This window comes from Herbaspirillum sp. SJZ106 (genome assembly GCF_006715495.1).
Taxonomy (GTDB): Bacteria; Pseudomonadota; Gammaproteobacteria; order Burkholderiales; family Burkholderiaceae_D; genus Herbaspirillum.
Genome location: NZ_VFNI01000002.1, coordinates 115,182 through 141,511, shown reverse-complemented (window position 1 = coordinate 141,511; position 26,330 = coordinate 115,182). Strand labels below are relative to the sequence as shown.

Below are 26,330 nucleotides of genomic sequence, written 5' to 3'. Positions count from 1 at the left end.
TTTAAAAACACCCAGGCCTTCCGGCAATGGGACAAATTGCCGCAGTGGCATAAAAGCAATGGGCCTGAAAGGTATTGCCGGGCTGGCTACAAATAATTTCGCATTTGCAACTGCGGAATTCTTCCTTCCCGCGCGCCCCGCCGTTGCCTACCCTGTTGCCTTTTGGATGACAAAAGGGGATCGGGCATGAACGGCGGACAACACAATCTCAAGCGGCGCCTGCTGCTGCAAGGCCTGGCGGCCAGTGCGCTGGCCGGCGGCGCGCCGCTGGTGCGGGCGGCGCAGGACAAGGTCTTGCGCATCGGTTACCAGAAGTTCAACACGCTCAATATCCTCAAGGGCACCGGCCAGCTGGAGCAGGCGCTGCAGCCGCGCGGCTGGTCGGTGAAATGGTTCGAGTTCGCGGCCGGCCCGCAACTGACCGAAGCGCTCAATGCCAGCGCCATCGATTTCGGCCATGCCGCCGATACGCCATCGGTGTTCGCCAACGCTTCGGGCGTGAACGCGGTCTACCTCGGCGCCGAGCAACCGTATCCCAAGGGCATCGCCATCTTCGTGGCCCAGGATTCGCCGATCCGCACGGTGAAGGACCTCAAGGGCAAGAAGGTCGCCACCGGGCGCGGCTGGAACGTGCAGTTCCTGCTGCTCAAGGCATTGGAAGAGGTGGGCCTGAGCTACAACGATATCGAACCGGTCTACGTCACCAACGCCGCCGACGTGCGCGCGGCCTTCCAGTCCGGCAACGTCGACGCCGCCACGCTGTGGGATCCCTTCCTCGCCGGCCAGGAGATCACGACCCGTCCGCGCATCCTGCGCGACGGCAGCGGACTGTCCAACAACCGCACCTTCCACCTGGCCGTGCCGAAGTTCGTCGACCAGAACAAGGACATCGTGCGCACGCTGTTCGCCGAACTGAAGAAGGCCAACGCCTGGACCCAGGCGCATCCGCAGGAAACCGCCGACCTGCTGGCGCCGCAACTGGGCGTCGATCCCAAGGTGCTGAAGCTGGCCACCGAGCGCCGCAACTACACCACGGTGGCGGTCGATGCCGGCATCGTCGCCGAACAGCAGCAGATCGCCGACGCCTTCCTCAAGCTCGGCCTGCTGAAAAGCGCGGTGCGGGTGCAGGACAATGTCTACCCCGAAGTGCTGGTCTAAAGAGTGTCTCTAATGCACCTGGCCGCCTTCCTGATCGCCGGCAATGCCGCCCACAGCCAGGCGCTGTGGCGGCATCCACAAAGCAACCCCGGCGGCTTCCTGCAGCTGGACTATTACCGCCACATCGCGCAGACGCTGGAGCGCGCCAATTTCGACCTGCTGTTCTTCGCCGACCGGCTGGCGGTGTCGACGCGCTACGGCGAAAGCCACCGCCACGGTATCGCCACCGGCGACCAGGACGCCACGCGGCTGGATCCGTTGCCCATCCTCGGCGCGCTGGCGGCGGTCACCGAACGCATCGGCCTGGGCGCCACGCGCTCCACCACCTATTCGCAGCCCTACAGCCTGGCGCGCGAATTCGCCACGCTGGATCACCTTTCCGGCGGACGCGCCGCCTGGAACGTGGTGACCTCGGTCAACCAGGGCGAGGCCGACAACTTCGGCCTGAAGGAAACGCTGCCGCATGACGTGCGCTACGACCGCGCCGACGAATTCCTCGACGTCGCCCACAAGCTGTGGCACAGCTGGCAACCCGACGCCTTGCAGTTTGGCGCCGACGGCCGCTATGCCGACGCCGGCAAGGTCGAGGCCATCGACCACGCCGGTACGCATTTCAATGTGCGCGGCCCGCTCAACATCCCGGCCTCGCCGCAACGCAGCCCGGTGATCATCCAGGCCGGTTCCTCCGATCGCGGCCAGGACTTCGCCGCGCGCTGGGCCGAAGTGGTGTTCAACATCCAGCCCGACCTGGCGCGCATGCAACGCTTCTACGACGACCTCAAGGGCCGCGCCGGCAAGTTCGGCCGCCGCCCGCAAGACATCAGGATCCTGTCCGCCGTCATGCCCTTCGTCGGCCAGTCGCGCGCGCATGCAGAGCAGTTGCGTGAAGAGGCCAACGCCCTGGCCGACCCGCTGGTCGGGCTGTCGACCTTGTCCAGCCACATGAACGTGGACTTCTCCGCCTATGCGCTGGAGGCGCCCATCGGCGATGTGCAGGTGGGCGGCATCCAGGGCCTGTTCAAACTGCTCAGGGAAATCTCGGCCGAGCGCCAGCTCACGCTGGCCGATGCCGGCCGCCTCTACGCGCAAGGGGTGCTGACGCCGCAAGTGGCCGGCACCGCGGCCGATATCGCCGACTGGCTGGAGCATATCGTCAAGCAGGGCGGCGCCGACGGCTTCGTCATCTCGCCCTCGCACCTGCCTTACGGCTTCGATGACTTCGCGGCCAAGGTGGTGCCGGAATTGCAGCGGCGGGGATTGTTCCGCAAGGAATATCGCGGCAGGCATTTGCGCGACCATCTGGCGCAATGAAGATCAGGGCCGGGACAGATGCGAATCCGTGACTATCTGTACGGATCCGCCCACACGTCCAACCTCGGCGCGTATGGCGTGCGCACGACCGTCAAGGCCGCGCAAGACATTTCATTCTGAAGTATCGGAACCATCTCTCAGAACCGCTGTGGACTGAACGGCGCCAGGTCGATCTCCGGTTCCTGTCCCGCCAGCAATTGCGCCACGATGCGCCCGGTGCGCGCCGAACATCCCAGGCCGATATGGCCATGGCCGTAGGCATGGACGATATCGCGGCTGGCGCTGGCATAGCCGATGCAGGGCATGCCGTCGGGCGTGCTGGGGCGGCGGCCCAGCCAGAATTTCACATCCGCTGCCGGCAGCTCGCGCGGCAATCCCGGGAACAGTTTCAACGCGATGTCGCGCATGATCTCGCCGCGCCGCCAATCGGGCGCGGCCTCGAACGAGGCGAACTCGACCTGGCCGGCAATGCGCAAGCCGCCGTCCATCTGGGTGGCGATGACCTTGAATTCGGACACCATCATCGGCGTGCGCGCAGTGGCTTGCTGCGCATGACCGGCGATGCTGGCGTGGTAGCCGCGTTCGCTCTCCAGCTGCACGCGGTCGCCGGCCGCGGCGGCCAGCTGCCCGGAACGCGCGCCGGCTGAAATCACGGCGGCGTCGCAGGCAAGTTCGCCATCCCCGGTCAGCACCGCCTTCAGGCGTCCCTCTTCGATGCGGAAACCGGTGGCGCGCCCCTGTACCCGGCGCGCGCCCCGTGCGCGCGCATAGGCCTCCAACGCCTGCATGTAGGCGCCGGGGTTGCGGCAATGACCGGCCTCATCCACATGCACGGCAAACCCGAACGCCGGATCGAGATCCGGCTCGCGCCGGCGCAGCGCCTCGCCTTCCAGTTCGGTCCACCGGATGCCAAGCTCATGGCGCACGCCCCAACCGAAGGCATCGGCCTCAAAGTGCCGGCGCGAGCGGTAGACATGCAGCACGCCCGAGGTATCGATCAGATGGCCGACGCCGGCGCGTTGCGCCACTTCCTGGTGCAGCAGCCGCGCATCGACCGCCAGCGAACGCAAGGCGCTGGCCGTGGCGCGGATGCGCTCACGCCGCGCGCTGGCCAGATTGCGCAGCAGCCACGGCATCAGCCGCGGCAGATAACGCCAGCGGATCGACAGCGGCCCCAGCGGATCGGCCAGGTAGCCCGGCACCTTTTTCCACATCCCCGGCTCCACCGGCGGAATCACCGAATGCGATGACAACCAGCCGGCGTTGCCGTAGCTCGATGCTTCTTCGCTGCCGGCCTCGTTGAAGTCCAGCAAGGTCACCTGCAGCCCCTGGTCGAGCGCATGGATGGCGCTCATCAGGCCGATGGCGCCGGCGCCGATGATGACGGCGTGGCGGGGGAAAGGGAATTCGTCGGAAGCAGGCATGGGCGGCAAAAGGTTCGCGCGGGAAAAAGGAAATGATAAGGGGAATGATATGTGAAGTCGGCGGCGCATGCGGCATGGATGTGCTTGCGGCGTATCGGCGCGTTTGCGCCGGCCACGCACAGGCATACTATATGGTCTGGCGACGAACCGAGGGCCACGATCCGTCCCGCGGCGTCAGCCCGACAGTAAGCGCACACACGGATCGCTTGCCATTTTCTTCAAGGAGGAAACACCCCATGAGCACTCCCAACACCGTCCGCCTGCACCGCGTCCTGCGCGCCAAGCCCGAGCGCGTCTATCGCGCCTTCCTCGATCCCGATGCGATGGTGAAATGGCTGCCGCCGCATGGCTTTACCGCCAAGGTGCATCACATGGATGCGCGCGTGGGCGGCTCGCACAAGATGTCGTTCACCAATTTCAGCACCGGCAGCTCGCACTCCTTCGGCGGCACCTATGTCGAGCTGGTGCCCGGTGAACGCATCGTCTACACCGACAAGTTCGACGATCCAAACCTGCCCGGCGAAATGAAGGTGACGGTAACGATCCGGCCGGTGCTGACCGGCAGCGAGCTCATCGTTGTGCAGGAAGGCATCCCGCCGGCGATCCCGCTGGAGTTCTGTTATGCCGGATGGCAGGAATCGCTGCAGTTGCTGGCGCAACTGACGGATCCGGAGATTCCCGACGGCGCCTGACGCCGGCCGATGCCTGGCGGCGACGGCAAGTGGATCCCTCCGTCAGGCGCCCGCGGGCGCCATGCCGAGCAGATCCACATAAGCCGATTCAATCAGTTGCGCAGGTTCAATGCCGAGCTTTTGCATGATGTCTTCCGCTTCGCGGATGCCGTCCTCGATGGCATCGCCGTCCGATAACACCACTTCAAGTTCGACGAATTCCCCCAGCCCCTGCACCCGGTCCAGATGGATACGGGTTCGCCCCGCATGGAACAGGGTGCGCTGCTTGATGACCCGGCCAGATTCGCCGTAAGCCAGTGACAGGGCCTCGCGCAGGACGGCCGGCTCGGCGGTGGCAGTGCGGACGAAAAAGGATTCCTTGGGGCCGGCCTGATTGGCGCGACGATAAAAAATCAGTTCGCCCCGGTCGGCGGAAAACTGGCGGAGCTTCAATCGCCCGGCGTCGCAGCGGAAAAAGGTGTCGTCCTGCGCAATCTCAATGGGGCCCTGGTCGGCAATGCCCTTCACCTTGTGCAGGATGGCTTGAATGCCCGGTATGCGGGCTTTGATTTCTACGTTACGGGACATCGGCAACATCATCCGGAGGGGAAATCCCGATCATCGCCGAAAAATGCGACGGGGCCAAGACGGCGAGGCGACGGCAAAACGCCCCGCAGGCCGGAGGCAATCCAGCCTGCGGGGCGTTTTCATGGCGCAGCCGTCAGGACGCGCTCTTGCCGTCCGCAACCGCCTGCGGCGGCTGGCTCTGTTCATTCCATCCCCCGCCCAGCACCTTATAGAGCGTGATGCGGTTGCTCTGCTCGGTCAGCCGCAGCGAGATCAGCGTCTGCTGCGCGCTGTACAGCGAGCGTTGCGACACCAGCGTCGTCAGGTAACTGTCGATGCCGTTGCGGTAACGCGCTTCCGACAGGCGATAGGATTTCTCGTTGGCCGCCGCCACCCTGGTTTGCGCCTGCATGCGCTGGTCCAGCGTGGCGCGCACCGCCAGCGCATCGGCCACTTCGCGGAACGCAGTCTGGACCGCTTTCTCGTAATTGGCCACATCGATATCGCGCGTGATCTTGGCCGAGTCGAGGCTTGCGCGCAGGCTGCCGGCATTGAAGATGGGCAGGTTGATCGACGGCACAAAGCTCCATGATGCGCTGCCCGGCTTGAACAGCCCGCCCAGCGTGCGGCTGGCGGTGCCGCCGTCGGCCGTCAGCGTGATGCTGGGGAAGAAGGCGGCGCGCGCGGCGCCGATGTCGGCATTGGCCGACTTCAGCGTGTGTTCGGCGGCCAGCACGTCGGGACGGCGCAGCAACACCTCCGACGGCAAGCCGGCCGGCGTCTCCAGCAGCACGCTGGCAGTCTGCGGCAAGCCTTGCGGCAGCAGGGCCTCGTCCAGGTCGGCGCCTGCCATCAGGCGCAGCGCGTTGATGTCTTGCGCCACCTGGGCGGTGTACTGGGCCACATCGGCGCGGGCCGACTCCACGGTCGCTTCCTGGCTGGCCAGGTCGACGCCGGAGACGGTGCCGATGTCATGGCTGCGCTGGCTCAGTTCATACGTGCGCGACTGGCTTTGCAGCGTGTCCTGCGCCAGTTTGAGCAACTCGCGGTCGGCGGCCAACGTCAGCCAGGCCGTGGCCACTTCGGCGACCAGGCTGATGTGCGTGCTGCGACGGGTCTCGACCTGGTACTGGTAGGTTTCCAGCGCCGCATCCGAGAGGTTCTTGAGGCGGCCGAAGAAGTCCAGCTCATACGCGCTGATGCCGACCGTGACGCTCTGCTGGTGCGACACGGTGGCGCGGCCGCTGGAGGAGAGCTGCGCCGGCGTGCGGCTGGCGGTGCTGCTGCCGGTGGCGGAAACGGCCGGATAGCGGTCGGCGTCGGTAATGCGGTACTGGGCGCGCGCCTTTTCGATATTGAGCGCGGCTACGCGCAAGTCGCGGTTGTTCTCCAGCGACATGGCGATGACCTGCTGCAGGCGCGGATCGAGGAAGAACTGGCGCCAGCCGATGCTGTCCGCATTCGCATTGTTCGTTGCCGCCTGGTCGCCGGTTGCGGCAACGATCTGCTTGCCATCCACCTTTTGCGACCAGTTGGCCGGCACCGGCGCGGCCGGTTGCGCATAGTCCGGCGCCAGGTTGGCGCAGCCGGCCAGCGCGGCGGCCAGGGCCAGCGCCATTGCCGAACGCTGCAGGAAAGTCTTGTTGTTGTCAGCGAGCGTTTGCATCACACGCCCTCCTTTTGCATGGATTGGTCGTCGCCGCGGCCCTCATCGGTCTTGGCCCCGGACTTGCCCTTGCGGTCCAGCCAGGAACCGATCACGAAGTAGAACAGCGGCACGAAGAACAGGCCGAGGATGGTGGCCGAAATCATGCCGCCCAAGACCCCGGTGCCGATCGCGCGGCGGCTGGCCGAGCCGGCGCCGGAGGCGATGGCCAGCGGCAGCACGCCCATCATGAAGGCCAGCGAGGTCATCAGGATCGGGCGCAGCCGCAGTTGCACCGCTTCCAGCGTGGCATCCCACAAGGACTTGCCGGACTCGTGCAATTGCTTGGCGAACTCCACGATCAGGATCGCGTTCTTGGCCGACAGCCCCACCGTGGTCAGCAAGCCGACCTGGAAGTAGACGTCGTTGCTCATGCCGAACAGACCGGTCAGCAGCACCGTGCCGACGATGCCCAGCGGCACCGCCAGGATCACCGCGAACGGCACCGACCAGCTCTCATACAGCGCGGCCAGGCACAGGAACACGAACAGGATCGAGATCGCATACAGCATCGGCGCCTGGTTGCCGGACAGGCGTTCCTGGTAGGAGGCGCCGGTCCATTCGAAGCCCACGCCGGCGGGCAGCTGGGCCACCAGGTTCTGGACTTCCGCCATGGCGTCGCCCGAGCTCACGCCGGCCGCCGGTTCGCCCACGATCTCGAACGAGGACACGCCGTTATAACGCTCCAGCAGCGACGGGCCGAAGGACCACTTGCTGCTCATGAAGGCCGAGAACGGCACCATCTGGTCGGCCGAATTGCGCACATACCAGCGATTCAGGTCTTCGGTCTGCATGCGGAAGGCGGAGTCGCCCTGCACATAGACCTTCTTGACGCGGCCGTTGGACAGGAAGTCGTTGACATAGGTGCCGCCCATGGCGGTGGCCATGGTGTCGTTGATGCTGGCGGTCGAGATCGACAGCGCGTCGGCCTTGCGGTCGTCGATGGTCACGCGCAGTTGCGGCGTGTCGTCCAGTCCGGTGGTGCGCACGTTGGCCAGGCGCGGATTCTGGCGCGCCAGCCGCAGGAACTGGTCGCGCGCCTGCACCAGCGCATCGTGGCCGACGCCGCCCACATCCTTGAGCTCAAGGTCGAAGCCGGAGCTCTGGCCCAGGCCGCGCACTGCCGGCGGATTCATCAGGAACACGCGGGCGCCGCGGATCTTGGACAGGTCGGCGTTGGCGCGGCGCACCAGTTCGGCGGCCGACTGGCCGGCGCCGGTGCGCGCGCTCCAGTCCTTCAGGCGGATGAAGGCGCGCGCGCCGTTCTGGCTGTTGCCGCCGACGCCGGCACCGACGATGGCCAGCACCGAGTCCACCACTTCCGGCTTGTTCATGAAGTATTCCTGCACCGTCTTGACCACCGTGCCGGTCTGCTCGGCGGTGGCGCCGGTGGGCAGCTGGATCTGCGCCATCAGCACTCCCTGGTCTTCCTCGGGCAGGAAGGAGGTCGGCAGGCGCATGAACATTACCGCCATCGCCGCCACGATCAGCCCATACATCAGGAGGCCGCGCTTGCCGCGCCTGAGCAGGCCGCCCACGCCGCCGCGATAGCGGCCCGCGTTGCGGTCGAAAGTGCGGTTGAACCAGCTGAAGAAACGACCCTGCTGCACATGGCCGCCGGCATGCGGCTTCAACAGCGTGGCGCACAGCGCCGGGGTCAGCGTCAACGCCACCATCACCGACAGCGCCATGGCCGAGACGATGGTGATCGAGAACTGGCGATAGATCACCCCGGTCGAGCCGCCGAAGAAGGCCATCGGGATGAACACCGCCGACAGCACCATGGCGATGCCGACCAGCGCGCCGGTGATCTCCTGCATGGACTTGCGCGTGGCTTCCTTGGGACTGAGCTTCTGCTCGTTCATCAGGCGCTCGACGTTTTCCACCACCACGATGGCGTCATCCACCAGCAAGCCGATGGCCAGCACCAGGCCGAACATGGTGAGCGTATTGATCGAGTAGCCGAACATGGCGAGGATGCCGAACGTGCCCAGCAGCACCACCGGCACCGTGATGGCCGGAATGAAGGTGGCGCGGATGTTCTGCAGGAACAGGTACATGATCAGCACCACCAGCACGATGGCTTCGATCAGGGTCTTGACCACCTCTTCCAGCGACACCCGCACGAACGGCGTGGTGTCATAGGCGATGTTGGTCTTCAGCTTCATCGAGGCCGGAAAGTAGGGCTCGAGTTCGGCCATCTTCTTCTTGACCGCGTCGGCCGTGGCCAGCGCGTTGGCGCCGGTGGCCAGCTGGATCGCCAGCGCCGAGGAAGGCTTGCCGTTCTGCTGCGAGGCGACCTGGTAGCTTTCGCCGCCCAGTTCCACGCGCGCCACGTCCGACAGCTTGACTACCGAACCGTCGCTGGAAGACTTGACGATGATCTGCCTGAACTCGTCGGCCGTGGTCAGCTTGCTGCGCGCGGTGATGGTGGCGTTGATCTGCTGGCCGGGCACCGCCGGCAGCGCGCCGATTTCGCCGGCCGAGACTTCGGTGTTCTGCGCCTCCAGCGCGCTGGTGATGTCGGATGGCATCAGCGCGTACTTCTGCAGCTTGGCCGGGTCGAGCCAGACGCGCATGGCGTAGTTGGTGCCGAAGGCGGTGACGTCGCCCACGCCTTCGACGCGGCTGATCTGGTCGGTCAGCGTGCTGCTGATGAAGTCGCCGATGTCGATGGCGGTGATGCGCGGGTCGTCCGAGGTCAGCGACATCACCATCAGGATATCGGTGGAGGCCTTGGTCACCGTCACGCCGTTGTTCTGCACCGCCTGCGGCAAGCGCGCGGTGACCTGCTGCAGCTTGTTCTGCACCTGCATCTGCGCCACGTCCGGATTGGTGCCGGCGGTGAAGGTCAGCGACACGGTGGCGCTGCCGGCCGAGCTGGAGCTGGCCGACATGTATTGCAGGTTGTCCAGGCCCTTCATCTGCTGCTCGATCACCTGGGTGACCGAGTCTTCCAGGGTCTTGGCCGAGGCGCCGGTGTAGGTCGCCTTGATGTTGACCTTGGGCGGGGCGATATCGGGATACTGCTCCAGCGACAGCGAGCGGATCGACATCAGGCCGCCCAGCATGATGATGATGGCGATGACCCACGCGAAGATGGGCCGGTCGATAAAGAAACGTGCCATGTGCGCCCCTTACTTCGCGCCGCCGGCGTCGCCGCCGAGGGACGGGTCGGCGGCCGCCGCGGCCGCTTCCCTGGCGAGATCCTTCTGCAGGGTGTCGGTGATGTCGATGGCGCGCGGCACGTCGCCGCTGCGCACTTTCTGCAGGCCGTCGACAATCACCTTGTCGCCGGGCTTGATGCCCTTGGTCACCCACCAGTTATTGCCCACCGCGCGGGCCACCGTCAGCAGGCGCTGCTCGACCTTGCCGCCCTCGCCGATCACCAGCGCGGTCGCGGCGCCGGTCTGGTCGCGGCTGACCGCCTTTTGCGGCACCAGCATGGCCTGCTCGTCCACGCCCTCTTCCAGCACCGCGCGCACATAGGCCCCCGGCAGCAGGATGCCATCCGGATTGGGCACCACCGCGCGCAGCGTGATCATGCCGGTGCCGGTGTCGACCGACAGGCCGGAGAATTCCAGCTTGCCCGGGCGCTCGTAGGTGGAACCGTCTTCCAGCACGATCTTGACCGGCGCCGAATTCTCGCCGCTCTTCTTGATCTGGCCGCTGGCCAGCTCGCGCCGCAGGCGCAGCAGTTCCACCGTCGATTGCGTCACGTCCACGTAGATCGGGTCGATCTGCTGCACCGTGGTCAGCGCGGTGGTCTGGCTGGCCGTCACCAGCGCGCCCGGCGTCACGCTCGACTTCTCGATGCGGCCGGAAATGGGCGACAGGATCCGGGTGTATTCGAGGTTGATGGCGGCGGTCTTGACGGCCGCCTTCTGCACTTCGACGTCGGCCTGGTTCTGGCGCAGCGTGCTTTGGGCGTCGTCGTTGTCCTGCTTGGCGACGGCGTCGATCTTGTCCAGTTCGGCGTAGCGCTGGGCCTTCAGGCGGGAGGAAGCCAGCGTGGCCTCGGCCTTGAGCAGCGAGGCCTTGGCGCTGTCATAGGCGGCCTGGTAGCTGGCAGCGTCGATCTGGTACAGCGGCTGTCCCTGCCTGACCGTCGCGCCTTCCTTGAACAGGCGCTTCTGGATGATGCCGCCCACCTGCGGGCGGATATCGGCCGTCAGGTAGGCAGTGGTGCGGCCGGGCAGTTCGGTGGTGAGCGCCTGGCGCTGGACCTTGACCACCACGTAGCCGACCTCGGACTGGGCCTGGGCCGGCGGCTGGTTGCCGGATCTGGAGCAGGCCGCCAGCGCGGCGGCCAGCATCAGGGCCGCGGCCAGGCGGGTCATCGCCGGCAGGCCGGGCAGGGAAACGAAACGGGATGAAATATTCTTGTCGGGCATCGTCGTTGGCTTTCTGCCCGTCCGTTTGCTTGAAATTCTGGCAAGGGCCGGGCGTAATGAACTGAATAAACTGCTTGGACCTTGCATCATAAAAACAAAATGTGGAGGAAAATTGAGTAAAACCGCATTTACAACATCCTCGCCCCCACGCCTCTTATCTTGCTAAGCTGGCGCCTGTTGCCGGCCATGCATGGCGCCCGCCGCCATCTTCACATCTTTTTACAAACCGATTTCCAGCCGTGTCCAGATTCCTCCCCCATCCGATAGCGGACCTGACCGACCGCTTCTTTTACCGCGCCAACATCCGCCTCAAGCTGTTCTACGCGATGCTGGCGCTGATCGTGGCGCTGATCGCCGCGATCAACGGCGCGGGACACTACATTTTCACGCGCGATTTCCTCGGTTATCTCAACGAGCAGGCGCAGCAACGCATGGAAGACCTGATCCCGCGCGTGGAACAGGCCTACCGCGCCAACGGCAACTGGGATTTCATCCGCAACAACCCGCGCACCTGGTTCGAACTGATGAAACCGGCCATCGTCGAGCACAGCGGCGCCGCCCCCGGCCCGACCTTCACGCCCTCCGACCTGACCGGCGCCACGCTGCGCTTCTCGCTGCTCGACGCCAACCGCAAGCTGGTCATCGGCTACCCCGACATCGGCCCCGACGCGCGCCTGCGCCCGCTCATGCAAGACGACGCCATTGTCGGCTGGATCGCGCAGACGCCGTTCGAAAACGTGATCGGCGCGGTCGACCTGCGCTTCCAGCAGAGCCAGTTCCTGGCGCAGATCATCATCGCCGCCGTCGCCATCATGCTGGCGGCCTTCATGGTGATACGCATCTCCGGGGTGCTGCTGCAGCCCCTCTCGCGCGTGGCGCGCGCCACCCACCGGCTGGCCGGCGGCGACTATGCGATCCGGGTGGAAGTCCAATCAGGCGACGAAATCGGCCGGCTGGCGCAGGACTTCAACCAACTGGCCACGACGCTGGAACGCAACGAGAAGCTGCGGCGCGAATTCATGGCCGACGTCTCGCACGAACTGCGCACGCCGCTGGGCATCCTCAACGGCCAGCTGGAAGCGCTGGAAGATGGCGTGCTGCAGCCCGATGAGCAAACCCTGCGCTCGCTCAAGAGCGAAGTCGACCATCTCAACAAGCTGGTGGACGATCTCTACGACCTGTCGCTGGCCGACGCCGGCGCGCTGGCCTACCGCAAAGCCGACATCGACCTGGCGCCGCTGCTGCGCGACACCGCCCGCAACTATGAAGAGGGCTTCCGCAAACGCGGACTGGATATCGTCCTGCGCCTGCCCGAATCGATACCGTTGCACGCCGACGGCGCGCGCCTGCAGCAACTGTTGAACAACCTGTTCGAGAACAGCCTGCGCTACACCGACCGGGGCGGCAGGCTGGAGCTGCGCTGCAGCCTGCAGCAGCAGCAATGGCAACTGGTCCTGGACGACAGCGCGCCGGGGGTGGAAGCGCCGGCACTGGCGCGCCTGTTCGAGCGCTTCTTCCGGGTCGAGGCTTCGCGCAACCGCGCCAGCGGCGGCGCCGGCCTGGGCCTGGCGATCTGCCGCCGCATCGTCGAGGCGCACCGTGGCGTCATCAGCGCCGAGGCCTCGCCCCTGGGCGGCCTGCGCGTGACTATCTTGCTGCCGGCGGGATTGCCGGCCCCGGAGGCAACGGCATGAGCGACAATTTCCAGTTCGAAGCGCCTGCCAGCGCCGAGATCCTGATCGTCGAAGACGAGCCCAAGCTGGCCGAGCTGCTGCAGAAATACCTGGCCGCCGCCGGCTACGGTTCGCGCCACGTGGCCCACGGCGACGACGCGGTGCCGGCGGTGCGCGCCAGGCTGCCCGACCTGGTGCTGCTGGACATCATGCTGCCCGGACGCACCGGCTGGGACATTTGCCGCGAGCTGCGCAGCTTCACCGACGTGCCGGTGCTGATGCTGACTGCGCGGGTGGAAGAGGAAGACCGCCTGCGCGGCCTGGAGCTGGGCGCCGACGATTACATCTGCAAGACCCCGTTCAGTCCGCGCGAGATCGTGGCGCGCGTCAAATCCATGCTCCGCCGCAACGGCCGCCTGCAGCGCACGCCCAACGCTGCGCCGGCAGCCTCGGCAGCGTCGCCGCTGGTCATCGACGACGCTCGCCTCCAGGCCAGCGTGCGCGGCGAGGCGCTGGCCCTCACGCCGCTCGAATTCCGCCTGCTCAAGGCCTTCGCCAGCGCGCCGGGGCAAGTGTTCTCGCGCGAGCAGCTGCTCAACCACCTGCACGACGAATACCGCTCGGTCACCGACCGCGCCATCGACACCCATATCAAGAACCTGCGGCGCAAACTGGAGCCGTTCTTCCCCGGCCACAACGCGATCCAGGCGGTGTATGGGGTCGGCTACAGCTTCGAACTGCCGGAGTAGCTCCAGGCCGGCCTGACGCAAGACCTCACGCTAGGCTTCACGCAAAAAAGCCCGCGCCATCCATGACGCGGGCTCTTGCAACTAGTCAAGCGGCGGCGCGCTCAGTGCCTGAGCTTGAACACCCCGACCACCTGTTGCAGGCGGCCGGCCTGATCCTGCAGCGACTGTGCGGCGGCGGCGGCTTCTTCGACCAGCGCGGCGTTTTGCTGGGTGACTTCGTCCATCTGCGTGATGGCGCGATTGATCTCCTCCAGGCCGGTGCTCTGCTCCTGCGTGGCGGCGGTAATCTCGCTGACCACGTCGGTCACGCGCTGCACGCTGCTGACGATCTCGCTCATGGTGGCGCCGGCCTGCTCGACCAGCGCGCTGCCGGCATCGACCTTGCCGACCGAGTCGTCGATCAGTTGCTTGATCTCCTTGGCGGCGGCGGCCGAACGTTGCGCCAGCGAGCGCACCTCCGACGCCACCACCGCGAAGCCGCGCCCCTGCTCGCCGGCGCGCGCGGCTTCCACCGCCGCGTTCAGCGCCAGGATGTTGGTCTGGAAGGCGATGCCGTCGATCACGCTGATGATGTCCACGATCTTCCTGGACGAGGCGTTGATCGAACCCATGGTCTCCACCACCTGGCCCACCACGCTGCCGCCCTGGCTGGCGATCTCGGAAGCGGATACCGCCAGCTGGTTGGCCTGGCGCGCGTTGTCGGCGTTCTGCTTGACGGTGGAAGTCAGCTGCTCCATCGCCGAAGCGGTCTCTTCCAGCGAGCCGGCCTGCTGCTCGGTGCGCGAGGACAGGTCGAGGTTGCCGCTGGCGATCTCGGACGAGGCCGTGCTGATGGTGTCGGTGCCGATGCGCACTTCGCCGACGATCTTTTGCAGGCTGTCGTTCATGGCCTTGAGCGACTGCATCAGTTGGCCGGTCTCGTCGGTGCCGGTGGCGCGGATGTCCACCGTCAGGTCGCCCTGCGCCACGCGCTGCGCGACCTCGACCGCGTCGCCCAGCGGCCGCGACACGATGCGCGCCACGCTCATGGCCAGGCCGAAGGCGATCACCACGATCGCCGCCAGCAGGCTGCCGATCCACAGCTTGGCTGCCTCGTACATGTCCGCGGCAGCCTGGTCCGAATGCAAGCTGCCTGCGTCGTTGATTTTGACGATGCCGTCAAGCTGCTCGTTCATCGTGCGAAACAGCTTGTTCGACTCGCCCTTGAACAGCGCCCGCGCCTCTTCTTCCTTGCCGTCAATGGCCAGGGCCTTGACCTGCTTGCTGACGTCGAGATACGTGGCGAAGGTCTTGGAAAACTGGCCGTAGAGGGCCTTCTCTTCCGCCTCCGATATCGTTGCCTCGTAGGCGGCGCGTTGCTTGGCGATGATGCCAAGGCGTGTATTGATGGCCTTTTCGGCATCCTCCCGGTCGCTTGGCTGGTTGGCCGTCACTATCTGCAATTCGGAGATGCGCATGCGCGGCATCGATGCCTGGATGGCTTGCGCGGCCTTGATGGCCGGCAACCAGTTGTGCGCAATCTCGGTGGAAGCCTGGTTCACCGCACTGAGCTGGCGTATGGCAAAGCCTCCCAGGATCACCGTCAGCAAGATCACCGCGGTGAAGGAAAGAATCAATTTTCTGGCTATTTTCAAGTTGTAGAACCAGTTCATGGCACCCTCGAATTGACGATTGATACAAAGTCCCCTTACTCATTCTATGCAGGGGGGGAATGTGCCATATCGGCAAGCAAAGATGGGTTTAGCCGGCAATTTTGCCCTTGGCGGACAGTTGCCCGTCAGCATGACAGACCACCGTCAGCAAGCTGTCAGCAGCGCCAGGCATGAAGCGGCGCGGCCTTGCCATTGAATCAAGGGATGGTCCATGGGAAATGCGGCGGTGGATTGCGGCGGCGCATCAAGGGCCAGCGTTTCTCCCATGGTGGAGATGGGTTGAGGGACAGATGCTGCGCCGGCGCAATTATTTGTCCGCCACCGGGCTGGCCGCCCGGGCTTGCGGCGGGAACGCCTCGTCATGCCGCGCAGGCCAGTCGCCCCCAAGCGCCTTGAACAGGAACACCGACACCAGCAGCCGCTGCCCCATCAATTGCGCCGCCTGCCGTTCGCTGTTGAGCAACGCCTGCTGCGCGGTGATGACGTCGAGGTAGGGCGTGACGCCGCCGTCGTAGCGGCTGTTGGCCAGTTCCAGCACCCGGCGCGCGCTGGCGATGGCCGCTTGCGACTGGCGGTAGGCGCGGTCCAGCGAGGCGATGCCGGTGATGCCGTCTTCCACTTCCTGCATGGCGGTGAGCACGGTGCGGCGGTAGGCGGCGACCGCGGCTTCGTATCCGGCCTGGGTGAAATCCACGCCGGCGCGCAGGCGCCCGGCATCGAACAGGCTTTGCGTGGCCGACACGCCGAGCGACCACAACATGCTGGGCGCGTTGAACAGTGCGCCCCAGTTGCGGCTGTCGACGCCGTAGGCAGGCTGCAGCATGAAGCTCGGATAAAACGCCGCGCTGGCCACGCCGATCTGTGCGTTGGCGGCAGCCATGGCGCGTTCGGCCGAGGCGATATCGGGACGCCGCTCCAGCAGGTCGGACGGCACGCCGAGCGGGATGTCGGGGAACGCGATGGCCGCGGTCGACGGCGCGATCGAGAAACCGGGCGCCGGGGCGCCGGTCAGCGTGGCGATGGCATGCTGGTACTGCGCGCGCTGCTTGCCCAGGATATCGACCTGGGTCAGCGTGCTGTCCAGCAATGCCTGCTGCTGGGCCACATCGAGGCCCGAGGTGGCGCCCAGGTCGTGGCGCGCAGTGGCCAGTTCCAGCGCGCGGCGTTGCAGCGCAATGGCGCGCACGACCACGTCGAGTTCGATATCCAGCGCGCGCAGGTTGAAATAATTGCTGGCCAGTTCGGCCGTGAGCAGCAGGCGGGTGTTTTCTAAATCGGCCGCCGACTGTTGCGCCGATGCCGCCGCGCCTTCCACCGAACGCTGCACGCGGCCGAACAGGTCGAGCTCATAGCTGACGTTGAGGCCCAGCGCGAAGTCGTTCTGCACCGTGGCATAGTTGGGCGAGTTGTAGTTGGTCAGCGGGCGGTTGGCGGAAATGCGCTGGCGCGCCGCGCGCGCATTGATGCCGACCTGCGGATACTGCCCGGCCGACGCCACATTCAGTTGCGCGCGCGCCTGCGACAGGCGCGCCGCGGCAATCGCCAGGGTCTGGTTGCCGGCCAGCGCCTGCGCTTGCAGCGCGTTCAGCTGGGCATCGCCGAAGCGCTCCCACCATGCGCCGCGCGCGGCGGCGTCCTGCGGCTGCATCGGGCGCCACGGCGCCTGCGGCGTCCAGGCGGCGGGCATGTCGACCTGCGGTTTCTTGTAATCCGGCCCGGCGGCGCAACCGGCCAGCGCCAGCGCGCAAGCCAGGGCGGTCAGCGTGCGGCGGACGGTCACGATGCGGCCTCTTTCTTGCCGCCTTCCTTCTGCTCCATGCTCGGCACGACCTGGTCGCCTTCGGCCAGCGAATCGGAAGGATTGAGAATCAGCTTTTCATTGCCGTCCAGGCCGTCCAGCACCTCGACCGTCAAGCCGAGGTTGCGCCCGACCTGCACCTTCTTCAGGCGCACCTTGTCGTGCCCATCCACCGCCGCCACCATCGCCCCGTCGCGCCGGAACATCAGGGTGTCCGCCGATACCAGCAAGGTACCGCTGGGCTTGAGCGGCAGCGAAACCTGGACGAAGGCGCCGGGCAGCAAGGCATTGTCGGCATTGGGCAGGCTGACCTCGATCTGCATCGCGCGGGTCGACGGGTCGATCGAGCCGGCGGTGCGGGCGACCTTGCCTTCAAACTTGCGGCCGCGCAGTTCGGCCTGGGTGACGACCACCTTCTGGCCCGGCTTGACCAGGTTGGCGTAAGACTGCGGCACGTTCACATACACCCGCAGCGGGTCGGTCTGCGACAGCACGAACAGCGCGCGCCCGGCGCCCGGATCGATCAGGTCGCCCACATCGACGTTGCGGCGCGTGATGATGCCGGAGAACGGCGCGACGATACGCTTGAAACCTTCTACCTGGCGCAGGCGCTCGACGTTGGCTTCGGCCGCGGCCAGGTTGGCGCTGGCCTGGGCGTAGGCACTGCGGCGCTCATCGACTTCCTGCTGCGACACCGCGTCCTTCTTGCGCAGCGCTTCCCAGCGCGCCATCGAGCTCTTGGCCAACTCCATGCTGGAAGCGGCCTGGCCGCGCGCGGCCACGGCCTGCGACAGCTGCTGGTCGATTTCCGGCGTATCCAGTTCGGCCAGCAGTTCGCCCTTCTTCACTTCGCTGCCGATGTCCTTGTACCAGCGCTTGAGGTAGCCGGAGGAACGCGCGGAAATGGGCGACTGCACGAAGCCCTGCAGCGTACCCGGCAACGCCAGGGTCTGGCCTTCGGCGCTGCTCCTGGCTTCGGTCACGCGCACGAATACCTTGGCGCGCTCGGCGGTGCCGGCCTGCAGTTCGCGCGCGTTGACCACGCGGCTGATGATGGTGCGCGCCGCGCCCGCGGCCAGCAAAATCAGCACCACCACCAGCACCAGCCTGGCGCGCCTGGTCATCTGCCGGCGCTTCAACAGCTCGCCCTCATCGGGCAGGGCGTGGATGCCCAGTTCGGAATGGCGTTCTTGCGACATGACTCAATTCTCCTGTACGTGCCCGGCCGGCGGCACAGGCGATCCGCGCCGCTCCGCCCGGCGGGCCAGTCTCTGATGCACGCCGGCGAATACCACCGGCACGAAAAACAATGTCGATACGGTGGCCAGCAGCAGGCCGCCGATCACCGCGCGCCCCAGCGGCGCATTCTGCTCGGCGCCCTCGCCCAGGCCCAACGCCATGGGGATCATGCCGATGATCATCGCCAGCGCCGTCATCAGCACCGGCCGGATGCGGGTCGCGCCCGACTCCAGCGCGGCGGCCAGCGGCGTGGCGCCTTCCTCCCTGCGCTGGCGCGCGAACGCCACGATCAGGATACTGTTGGCGGTGGCCACGCCCATGGTCATGATGGCCCCGGTCAGCGCCGGCACCGACAGCGTGGTGCCGGTAATGAACAGCATCCAGGCGATGCCGGCCAGCGCCGCCGGCAGTGCGGCGATGATGATGGCGGCATCGATCCACGACTGGAAATTGACCACCACCAGCAGGTAGACCAGCACGATGGCCATCGCCAGGCCCACGCCCAGGCCGATGAAGGAAGACTGCATGGTTTCCACCTGGCCGCGGATCGCCACCTGGCTGCCGCGCGGCAGTTTTGGCTTGACCTGCTCCACCAGCTTTTCCACCTTGCCGGCCACGCTGGCCAGGTCGGTGCCCTGCACGCTGACGAACACGTCGATGGCCGGCGAGATGTTGTAGCGCGAGGCGATCGCCATCTGGCGCCCGGCGCGCACATCGACCAGGTTGCCCAGCAATTGCGTGTTGGCGTTGGCGAGCGACGCATTGGACGCGGCGTTGGCGCCGGCGCCGACCGGGATGTTGAGCAGCGCATCCAGCGAATCGACCGTGTATTGCGGCGACTGCACCGCGATGCTGTAGACCACGCCGTTGTTGGGGTTGAGCCAGAACGCCGGCTGCGTCTGCGAGCTGCCCGACAGCGCGATCAGCAGGTTCTGGCCGACGTTGGAGGCCGACAGGCCGAACTGCTGCAAGCGCGTGCGGTCGATGCGCAGGTCCAGCGCCGGGCCGTCCAGGCGCTGGTGCACGTGGGCGTCGACGGCGCCGGGGATCTGCCGGATCTGCTTGGTCAGCTCGGCCGCCAGTTCGGCATTCTTCTCCATGTTGGCGCCGGTGAACTGCACGTCGATGGCGGCCGGCAAGCCGAAGTTGAGGATCTGGGTGACGATGTCGGCCGGCTGGAAGAAAAACTCCACGCCCGGGAAACGCTTGGGCAATTCCGCGCGCAGCAGCGCCATCAGCTCTTCGCTGGGACGGTGGCCTTCCTTGAGCGCCATCAGCATTTCGCCGTCCAGCGTGCCGATGGTGCCGGCGTTGCTGTAGGAAAGGTTGATGCCGGAGTTGGGCACGCCGAGGTTGTCGAGGATGGTTTCCAGTTCGCTCGGGGGAATCAGTTCGCGGATCACCTGCTCGACCTGGTCGGCCAGGCGCGCGGTCTCTTCGATGCGGGTGCCGGTGGGCGCGCGCATATGCAGGCGCAACTGGCCGGCATCGACGCTGGGGAAGAAGTCGCGCCCGAGGAACGGATACAGCAGGCAAGACAGCAGGCAGAAGCCGAGGAAGCCCAGCGCGAAGCGGCGCCGGTGCGACAGCAGCGAGGACAGCACCAGCGTATAGCCGCGCCGCACGCGCTCGAAACGGTTGTCGAAAGCCAGGTAGACGCGCTGCAGCAGGCTCTTCTTGGCGCTGTCGACCTGGCCGTGGCTGCCCATGAGCAGCATCACCAGCGTCGGCACCAGGGTGCGCGACAGGATATAGGAGGCAACCATCGCGAACACCACCGCCTCGGCCAGCGGCACGAACAAAAAGCGCGCCACGCCGGAGAGGAAGAACATCGGCACGAACACGATGCAGATGCACAGCGTGGAGACGAAGGCCGGCACGCCGATCTCGCCGGCGCCAACGATGATGGCGTCGTGCAGCGGCTTGCCCAGGTGCATGTGGCGCTCGATGTTCTCGATGGTGACGATGGCCTGGTCCACCAGGATGCCGACCGACAGCGCCAGGCCGCCCAGCGTCATCAGGTTGAGCGTCTCGCCCAGCGCCGCCAGCGCCAGGATGGCGGCCATGATCGACAGCGGGATGGTCAGGCCGATGATCAGCGTGCTGCGCCAGTTGCCCAGGAACAGCAGCACCATCGCCGCGGTCAGGCCGGCGGCGATCAGGGCTTCGCTGATCACGCCGGCCACGGCCGCTTTCACGAACAGCGACTGGTCGAACAGCGGCGTGATCTTGACGTCTTCCGGCAAGGTCTGCTGCGCCTGCGGCAGCATCTTGCGCAGGTTGGCGACGATGTCCAGCGTGGAGGCGCCGCCGTTCTTGAGGATCGACAGCAACACGCCGCGCGCGCCGTCCTGGCGCACCACGTTGGTCTGCGGCGAGAAACCGTCGCGTACGTTGGCCACGTCCTTCAGGTAGATGGTGGCGCCGTTGGCGGTGCGCACCGGCAGTTCGTTCAGGCCGGCCACCGCTTCCGGCGAGCCGTTCATCTTGACCGTGTATTCGGTGGCGCCGAACTTGGCGGTGCCCGAGGGCAGGATCAGGTTCTGCGTGTTGACCGCGTTGACCACGTCGATCGGCGCCAGCCCGCGCGCCTGCAGGGCTTGCGTATCGAGGTCCACCGAGATCAGGCGCGACTTGCCGCCGTAGGGATAGGGCACGGCCACGCCGGGGATGGTGATCAGTTGCGGGCGCAGCGTCTGCACCGCGGCGTCGAACACGGTCTGTTCCGGCAGGGTCGGCGACGACAGCGCCAGCTGCATCACCGGAATACTGGAGGCCGAGTACTTGATCACCAGCGGCGGCGTGATGCCCGGCGGCAGCTGGCGCACCTGCGACTGCACCGAGGCCACCACCTGCGCGATGGCCTGCTGGATGTTGGCCTTGGGCTGGAAGAACACCTTGATCACCGACACCCCGGCCAGCGATTGCGACTCGATGTGCTCGATATCGCTCACCACCGTGGTCAGCCCGCGCTCGTTCTGGGCAGCGATGCGCTGGCCCATTTCCTGGGCCGACAGGCCGTTGTAGTTCCAGATGATGCTGACCACCGGGATATTGATTTCCGGGAAGATGTCGGTGGCCATGTTGAGCAGGGTCAACGGCGTGGCGAGGACGATCAGCATCGCCATCACGATGAAGGTGTACGGGCGGCGCAAGGCCAGCGCAACCATGTTCATGGGGTGGAACTCATTTCATCAATAGGCGCGGGCCGGCGCGCGTCGATCGTCTCCGGCTATTGCCGGAGACGCCGCGGCGTGTCGTGAGCGCCCTCTTTTGCTTGTTTCTTGTCATGCGCGGCCGCGCGTATCCCCTGTGCGGCCCCGCTCCCTGATTTCCAGTCCTGATGCCTTGCCGGGCCGCCGTCCCTTCCGCGCGGCTTTCGCCTGTGCGGACCTGATGTCCTGGGACCTGTTCTTGTTCGTGAGCAGCCTGCAGCGCCGGTTATTGTAGCGGCGCACAACACGGCGTGCCGGCCGGCGGGCAGGAATTTTTTCTGACAGAAATGTCAGTTAGGCGCGCCCGCCGCGGCCACTGCTGAGAGACGCCGGCAGCGGCCGGCAGGCTGTGGCAAACTGCATGCCGGCCGCTGTCGAAAGCGGCCGCCTCCCATCACCCCCGATTCTCACCGTATGGAATTCCTGCGCAAGCGCATCGAGGCCAGCGTGCTGGCCATCAGCCGTCCGCCCGGCAGCGCCGACTTCCTCAACCCGCCCGGCGACCCCGGCCTGTTCGGCCCCGATTCGGCCGCCTGGCAGGTGCACAGCGACTTCACCGCCATGCTGGCCGGCGGCGTGGCGGCGCTGCTGCTGCAGATGCTGCATCCGCTGCCGCTGGCCGGCGTGTGGGACCATTCCAATTTCCAGGACGACATGCTGGGCCGCCTGCGCCGCACCGCGCAGTTCATCGCCGGCACCACCTTCGGCAGCTGCGCCGACGCCGAACGGCTGATCGCGCGCGTCAGGCATATCCACCTGCAAGTCAGCGGCACCGCCCCCGACGGCACGCCCTATGCCGCCAGCGACCCGGCATTGTTGAGCTGGGTGCACACGGCCGAGGTCAGCTGCTTCTTGCGCGCCTACCTGCGCTACCGCAACCCGGATTTCCCGCCCGCCAGGCAGGATCGCTACTTCGATGAGATGGCGCAGGTGGCCGAAGCGCTGGGCGCGCAGGATGTGCCGCGTTCGCGCGCGGCGGTCGATGCCTATATCGAAGGAATGCGCCCGCAACTGCGCTGCAACGACCGCACCCGCAAGACGCTGGAACTGGTGTTGAACGCGCCGGCGCCCAACGCGCTGGCCCTGCCGTGGACGCGGCTGATGATGCGCGCCGGGATCGACCTGTTGCCGGACTGGGCGCAGCAGATGCTGGGCGTGACGCAACGCTCGCCCGCGCGCAGCGCCATGCTGACCCGCTCGGTAGCGGTCGCCGCCGTGCCGGTGCGCTGGGCGGTGCGCAACGGCTCGATCCACCTGGCGCGCCGGCGCATGGGGCTGGCGCCGTTTGGCTGAGCCATCCGGCAATTCCCGTCGTCCCGGCGCAAGCCTGGACCCAGTGGCGTTTGTCATGCCTCGATGTCCGCCGGACGACGCTGGGTCCTGACTTTCGTCAGGACGACGGCAATAAGAAGAAGTTGATGTCCGCGATCTATTTGACGCTGCGCAGGTAAGCCAAAATGTCGTCGATCTGGCGGTCGCTGCCGATGCCCCAGAAACGCATCTTGTTGCCTGGCACCACATCGCCGGGCGCCTTCATGAACGCGCGCAGCTTGTCTTCGCTCCAGACGAAACCGGCGTTCGCCATCGCCGGCGAATATTTGTAGTCGGCGGTGGAACCGGCGCGGCGCCCGATCACCCGGTACAACTGCGGCCCGAAGCCGCCGCGCGCGGATGGCCCGACCTGATGGCAACTGGCGCACTTGGCGAAGGCGGCGCGGCCGGCCGTCGCATCGCCGGCGGCACAGGCCGGCGCTGACAGGAAGGCAAGCAGCGACGCCAGGGAGGCGGTGCGCCACAGGGAAACGGAACGGGCAAGACAGGCTGGCGGCATGGCATCGGGGTCGGAACATGAAGCGGCGCTCTCGATTCTATCCGCAAAGCGTTTTCACTCTGATGCCGGCCACCCGTTCAGGCTCGCTTGCCGCGCTCCATCAGTGCGCGTCCGGCGGCGGCGCCTTGGGTGGTTCCACCTTGCGCATCAGCGGCACCATCAGCGTGGCCGTCAGCAGGCATAGCATGATGACGAAGAAGGCGTCGGCCACGGCCTGGGTCTGCGCCTCGCGCATGGCCAGGCGCGCCAGGTTGCGCAGGGCGCCGACCTCGTTCGCGCCGGCGTCCACACCGGCAGCCAGCAGGTTGTGCGCGCCGTTGCGCAACATATCGGCCATCGCCTCGTTGCCGGCGTTGAGGTGTTCGGCCAGGCGCAGGAAGTGCAGGTTGGTGCGGTCGTTGAGGATGGTACCGCACACCGCGATGCCGATCGCGCCGCCCAGGTTGCGCATCAGGTTGAACAGCCCCGACGCCAGCTTCAGGCGTTCCGGCGCCAGCGAGCCCAGGGTCAGCGTCACCACCGGGGCGACGGCGAACTGCTGCGAGAAGCCGCGCAGCGCCTGCGGCAGCAGCAGCTCGTGCCAGCCCCAGTCGTGCGTGATGGGCGTAAAGTTCCACATCGACAGCGTGAAGCAGGCCAGCCCGAACATCATCAGCCAGCGCAGGTCGACCCTGCGCGCCACCATGGTGTAGAACGGGATGGCGAGGATCTGGAACAGGCCGGTGGAAAAGATCGCCAGCCCGATGTCGAGCGCCGAGAAGCCGCGCACGCGCGCCAGGAATACCGGCGTCAGGTAGATGGTGGCGAACAGGCCGATGCCGGTGACGAAGGAGAAGAAGCAGCCCAGCGCGAAGTTGCGCTGCTTGAGCGCGCGCAGGTCGACCACCGGATGCGCGTAGGTGAGGCTGCGCCAGACGAAGGCGATGCCGGAGATCGCCGCCACCCAGGCGGTGGCGCGGATCACGTCGTCGCCCATCCAGCCGTAGCGCGGCCCTTCTTCCAGCGTGTATTCCAGGCAGCCCAGCGCGAGCGCCAGCAACGCCATGCCCGGGTAGTCGGCGCCGCGCAGCAGCGACAGGTCGGGCTTGTCGATCTTCACCATCATCGGCACCACCACGGCCACGAAAATACCCGGCACCAGGTTGATGAAGAACAGCCAGTGCCACGAATAGTTGCTGGTGATCCAGCCGCCGATGGTCGGCCCCAGCGTGGGCGCCAGCGAGGCCAGGGCGCCCACGGTGGCGGCGGCCAGCACGCGCTGGTTGCCCTGGAAATAGACGAAGGCGGAGGTGAACACCAGCGGGATCATCGAGCCGCCGAGGAAGCCCTGCAGCGCGCGAAAGGCGATCATGCTGTTGATGTCCCAGGCCAGCCCGCACAGCAGGCTGGCGACGGTGAATCCCACCGCCGAGGCCGAAAACAGCCAGCGCGTAGACATCACGCGCGAGAGCCAGCCCGACAGCGGGATGACGATGATCTCGGCGATCAGGTAACTGGTCTGCACCCAGGCGGTCTCGTCGGCGCCCGCCGAGAGGCCTCCGCCGATGTCGGCCAGCGAGGCCGAGACGATCTGGATATCCAGCAGCGCGATGAACATGCCCACGCACATGGTGGCGAAGGCGAACACGCGCTGGCGGGTGGTGAGCGTGAGCCCCATGGCCGGAGCGGGGGCAGGCCGGGGTACGGCCGGCGCGGCGGCGGACGCCATGTCAGCTCCGGCCGGCGCGCTGGTCGACTTCGGCGGTCACCGACAGGCCGGGACGCAGCTTGCCCAGCCGCGCGCCCTCGCCGTCCAGCGCAATGCGCACCGGCACCCGCTGGACGATCTTGGTGAAGTTGCCGGTGGCGTTCTCCGCCGGCAGCACGCTGAACTGCGCGCCGGTAGCCGGCGCCAGGCTCAGCACATGGCCGCTGAAGGACTCGCCCGGCAACACGTCGGCCTTGATGGTGACGGCCTGGCCTTGCTTCATGCGGGCGATCTGGCTTTCCTTGAAATTGGCATCGACCCACAGGCCCTGCTCCGGCACCACCGACAGCAGCTGCGCGCCGATGGTGGCGTAAGCGCCGACCCGCGCGCGGCGGTTGCCGACCACGCCATCGACCGGTGCGCGCAGCTCGGTATAGGCCAGGTTCAGTTCGGCCAGGCGCTGCTCCGCCCGGGCCTGCTGCAACGCCGCCTGCACCCGCTGCTTCTGCGTGGCGATCACGTCCAGCTGGCGCTGCGCGGCGTTCAATGCCGCCTGCGCCTTCTGGCCGTTGGCCTGCGCTTGCTGGTAGTCGGCATCGGCCTTTTGCGCCGCCTGCAGCGACACCGCCGCCTTGGCCGAAAGGCTGCGGTAGCGCGCCTGGTCGTCGCGGGTGCGCGATGTCTCGGCCCCGGCCGCGGCCACGCCGGCACGGCCCTGGTCGATTACCGATTCCTGCAGGCGGCGCTCGGCGTCGAGATTGGCCAGCGCCGCTTCCTGCGCCGCCACCGCGGCGTTCGCCTTGGCCAGCGCGGCCTGGTAATCGCGGCCATCCAGTTTTACCAGCAGGTCGCCGGCATGCACGGCCTGGTTGTCCTTGACCAGCACCGCCTCGATGTTGCCGGCCACCTTGGGGGCGATGACGGTGATGTCGCCGCCGACGTAAGCGTCGTCGGTGCTCTCGATATAGCGCCCCACCGCCAGCCAGTGCGCCAGCCAGGCAACGGCCGCCACCGCGGCGATGGCCAGGAGCGCGTATGTCAGCAGGGTGGATTTCTTTCTGGGCGCCGGCATCGTTGCGGCAGGTTGCGCGGGGGCGCCGATGGTGCTCTGGGTGGTCATGGTGGCCTCGATGGCGATTGGATGTGGATGACGGCCTGCCCGTCGCCTTTTCCCATTGCGCGACAGGCCTCAAATAGAAGTTGCTTTCAAAACGATAGTGAGTTTAAACTTCAAGCTATCATTTTGCAAGTAACAA

At 66.5% G+C, this 26,330-nt stretch carries 18 protein-coding genes; 6 read left to right on the top strand and 12 right to left on the bottom strand.

Annotation, left to right across the window (positions count from 1 at the left end):
• Nucleotides 1-186: 186 nt before the first annotated feature.
• A complete protein-coding gene (locus tag FB598_RS05835) occupies nt 187-1,158 on the top strand; it encodes a sulfonate ABC transporter substrate-binding protein (protein WP_141914053.1) in 972 nt (323 codons plus the stop codon).
• 12 nt (nt 1,159-1,170) lie between these two features.
• Nucleotides 1,171-2,469 (top strand): LLM class flavin-dependent oxidoreductase, encoded by a 1,299-nt coding sequence (locus tag FB598_RS05830; RefSeq protein ID WP_141914054.1) that lies wholly within the window; start codon nt 1,171-1,173, stop codon nt 2,467-2,469.
• 137 nt (nt 2,470-2,606) lie between these two features.
• On the opposite strand, the gene FB598_RS05825 is transcribed toward FB598_RS05830, so the two are convergent.
• Nucleotides 2,607-3,893 (bottom strand): FAD-binding oxidoreductase, encoded by a 1,287-nt coding sequence (locus tag FB598_RS05825; protein WP_141914055.1) that lies wholly within the window; start codon nt 3,891-3,893, stop codon nt 2,607-2,609.
• 236 nt (nt 3,894-4,129) lie between these two features.
• Between FB598_RS05825 and FB598_RS05820 the strand changes: the two genes are divergently transcribed.
• Nucleotides 4,130-4,585, top strand: a complete 456-nt coding sequence (locus FB598_RS05820; protein WP_141914056.1) for an SRPBCC family protein — start codon at nt 4,130-4,132, stop codon at nt 4,583-4,585.
• A gap of 42 nt (nt 4,586-4,627) precedes the next feature.
• Here FB598_RS05820 and FB598_RS05815 read toward each other — a convergent pair whose 3' ends face one another.
• The 4 genes from FB598_RS05815 to FB598_RS05800 form a co-directional block, all read right to left on the bottom strand.
• Complete coding sequence (locus tag FB598_RS05815) at nt 4,628-5,152, bottom strand: class IV adenylate cyclase (protein WP_141914057.1); 525 nt, start codon at nt 5,150-5,152, stop codon at nt 4,628-4,630.
• 133 nt (nt 5,153-5,285) lie between these two features.
• Nucleotides 5,286-6,797 (bottom strand): efflux transporter outer membrane subunit, encoded by a 1,512-nt coding sequence (locus tag FB598_RS05810; protein ID WP_141914058.1) that lies wholly within the window; start codon nt 6,795-6,797, stop codon nt 5,286-5,288.
• A complete protein-coding gene (locus FB598_RS05805) occupies nt 6,797-9,964 on the bottom strand; it encodes an efflux RND transporter permease subunit (RefSeq protein ID WP_141914059.1) in 3,168 nt (1,055 codons plus the stop codon). The genes FB598_RS05810 and FB598_RS05805 overlap by 1 nt, the downstream gene beginning before the upstream one ends.
• 9 nt (nt 9,965-9,973) lie before the next feature.
• Nucleotides 9,974-11,230, bottom strand: a complete 1,257-nt coding sequence (locus FB598_RS05800; RefSeq protein ID WP_304599177.1) for an efflux RND transporter periplasmic adaptor subunit — start codon at nt 11,228-11,230, stop codon at nt 9,974-9,976.
• Nucleotides 11,231-11,469: 239 nt separating this feature from the next.
• Here FB598_RS05800 and FB598_RS05795 point away from each other — a divergent pair, with 239 nt between their 5' ends.
• Nucleotides 11,470-12,924 (top strand): ATP-binding protein, encoded by a 1,455-nt coding sequence (locus tag FB598_RS05795; RefSeq protein ID WP_255515731.1) that lies wholly within the window; start codon nt 11,470-11,472, stop codon nt 12,922-12,924.
• Nucleotides 12,921-13,652 (top strand): response regulator, encoded by a 732-nt coding sequence (locus tag FB598_RS05790; RefSeq protein ID WP_141914060.1) that lies wholly within the window; start codon nt 12,921-12,923, stop codon nt 13,650-13,652. Before FB598_RS05795 ends, FB598_RS05790 begins: the two co-directional genes overlap by 4 nt.
• Before the next feature lie 101 nt (nt 13,653-13,753).
• On the opposite strand, the gene FB598_RS05785 is transcribed toward FB598_RS05790, so the two are convergent.
• The 4 genes from FB598_RS05785 to FB598_RS05770 form a co-directional block, all read right to left on the bottom strand.
• A complete protein-coding gene (locus FB598_RS05785; protein ID WP_141914061.1) occupies nt 13,754-15,304 on the bottom strand; it encodes a methyl-accepting chemotaxis protein in 1,551 nt (516 codons plus the stop codon).
• Between the two features lie 307 nt (nt 15,305-15,611).
• On the bottom strand, nt 15,612-17,084 hold the full coding sequence (locus FB598_RS05780) for an efflux transporter outer membrane subunit (protein ID WP_141914062.1): 1,473 nt from the start codon (nt 17,082-17,084) through the stop codon (nt 15,612-15,614).
• Complete coding sequence (locus FB598_RS05775; protein WP_141914063.1) at nt 17,081-18,301, bottom strand: efflux RND transporter periplasmic adaptor subunit; 1,221 nt, start codon at nt 18,299-18,301, stop codon at nt 17,081-17,083. Before FB598_RS05775 ends, FB598_RS05780 begins: the two co-directional genes overlap by 4 nt.
• A 3-nt stretch (nt 18,302-18,304) precedes the next feature.
• A complete protein-coding gene (locus FB598_RS05770) occupies nt 18,305-21,517 on the bottom strand; it encodes an efflux RND transporter permease subunit (protein ID WP_141914064.1) in 3,213 nt (1,070 codons plus the stop codon).
• A gap of 453 nt (nt 21,518-21,970) precedes the next feature.
• On the opposite strand from FB598_RS05770, the gene FB598_RS05765 reads away from it, so the two are divergent.
• The gene (locus FB598_RS05765) at nt 21,971-22,849 is read left to right on the top strand and encodes an oxygenase MpaB family protein (RefSeq protein ID WP_141914065.1); all 879 of its coding nucleotides are present in this window, start codon (nt 21,971-21,973) and stop codon (nt 22,847-22,849) included.
• A gap of 136 nt (nt 22,850-22,985) precedes the next feature.
• Here the strand turns inward: FB598_RS05765 and FB598_RS05760 are convergent, their stop codons facing one another.
• The 3 genes from FB598_RS05760 to FB598_RS05750 all read right to left on the bottom strand — a co-directional run bounded on the left by FB598_RS05760 (nt 22,986) and on the right by FB598_RS05750 (nt 26,194).
• On the bottom strand, nt 22,986-23,387 hold the full coding sequence (locus tag FB598_RS05760) for a cytochrome c family protein (RefSeq protein ID WP_141914066.1): 402 nt from the start codon (nt 23,385-23,387) through the stop codon (nt 22,986-22,988).
• 100 nt (nt 23,388-23,487) lie between these two features.
• The gene (locus FB598_RS05755; RefSeq protein ID WP_141914067.1) at nt 23,488-25,095 is read right to left on the bottom strand and encodes a DHA2 family efflux MFS transporter permease subunit; all 1,608 of its coding nucleotides are present in this window, start codon (nt 25,093-25,095) and stop codon (nt 23,488-23,490) included.
• A 1-nt stretch (nt 25,096) separates the two neighbouring features.
• The gene (locus FB598_RS05750) at nt 25,097-26,194 is read right to left on the bottom strand and encodes an HlyD family secretion protein (protein WP_141914068.1); all 1,098 of its coding nucleotides are present in this window, start codon (nt 26,192-26,194) and stop codon (nt 25,097-25,099) included.
• Between the last annotated feature and the right edge of the window lie 136 nt (nt 26,195-26,330).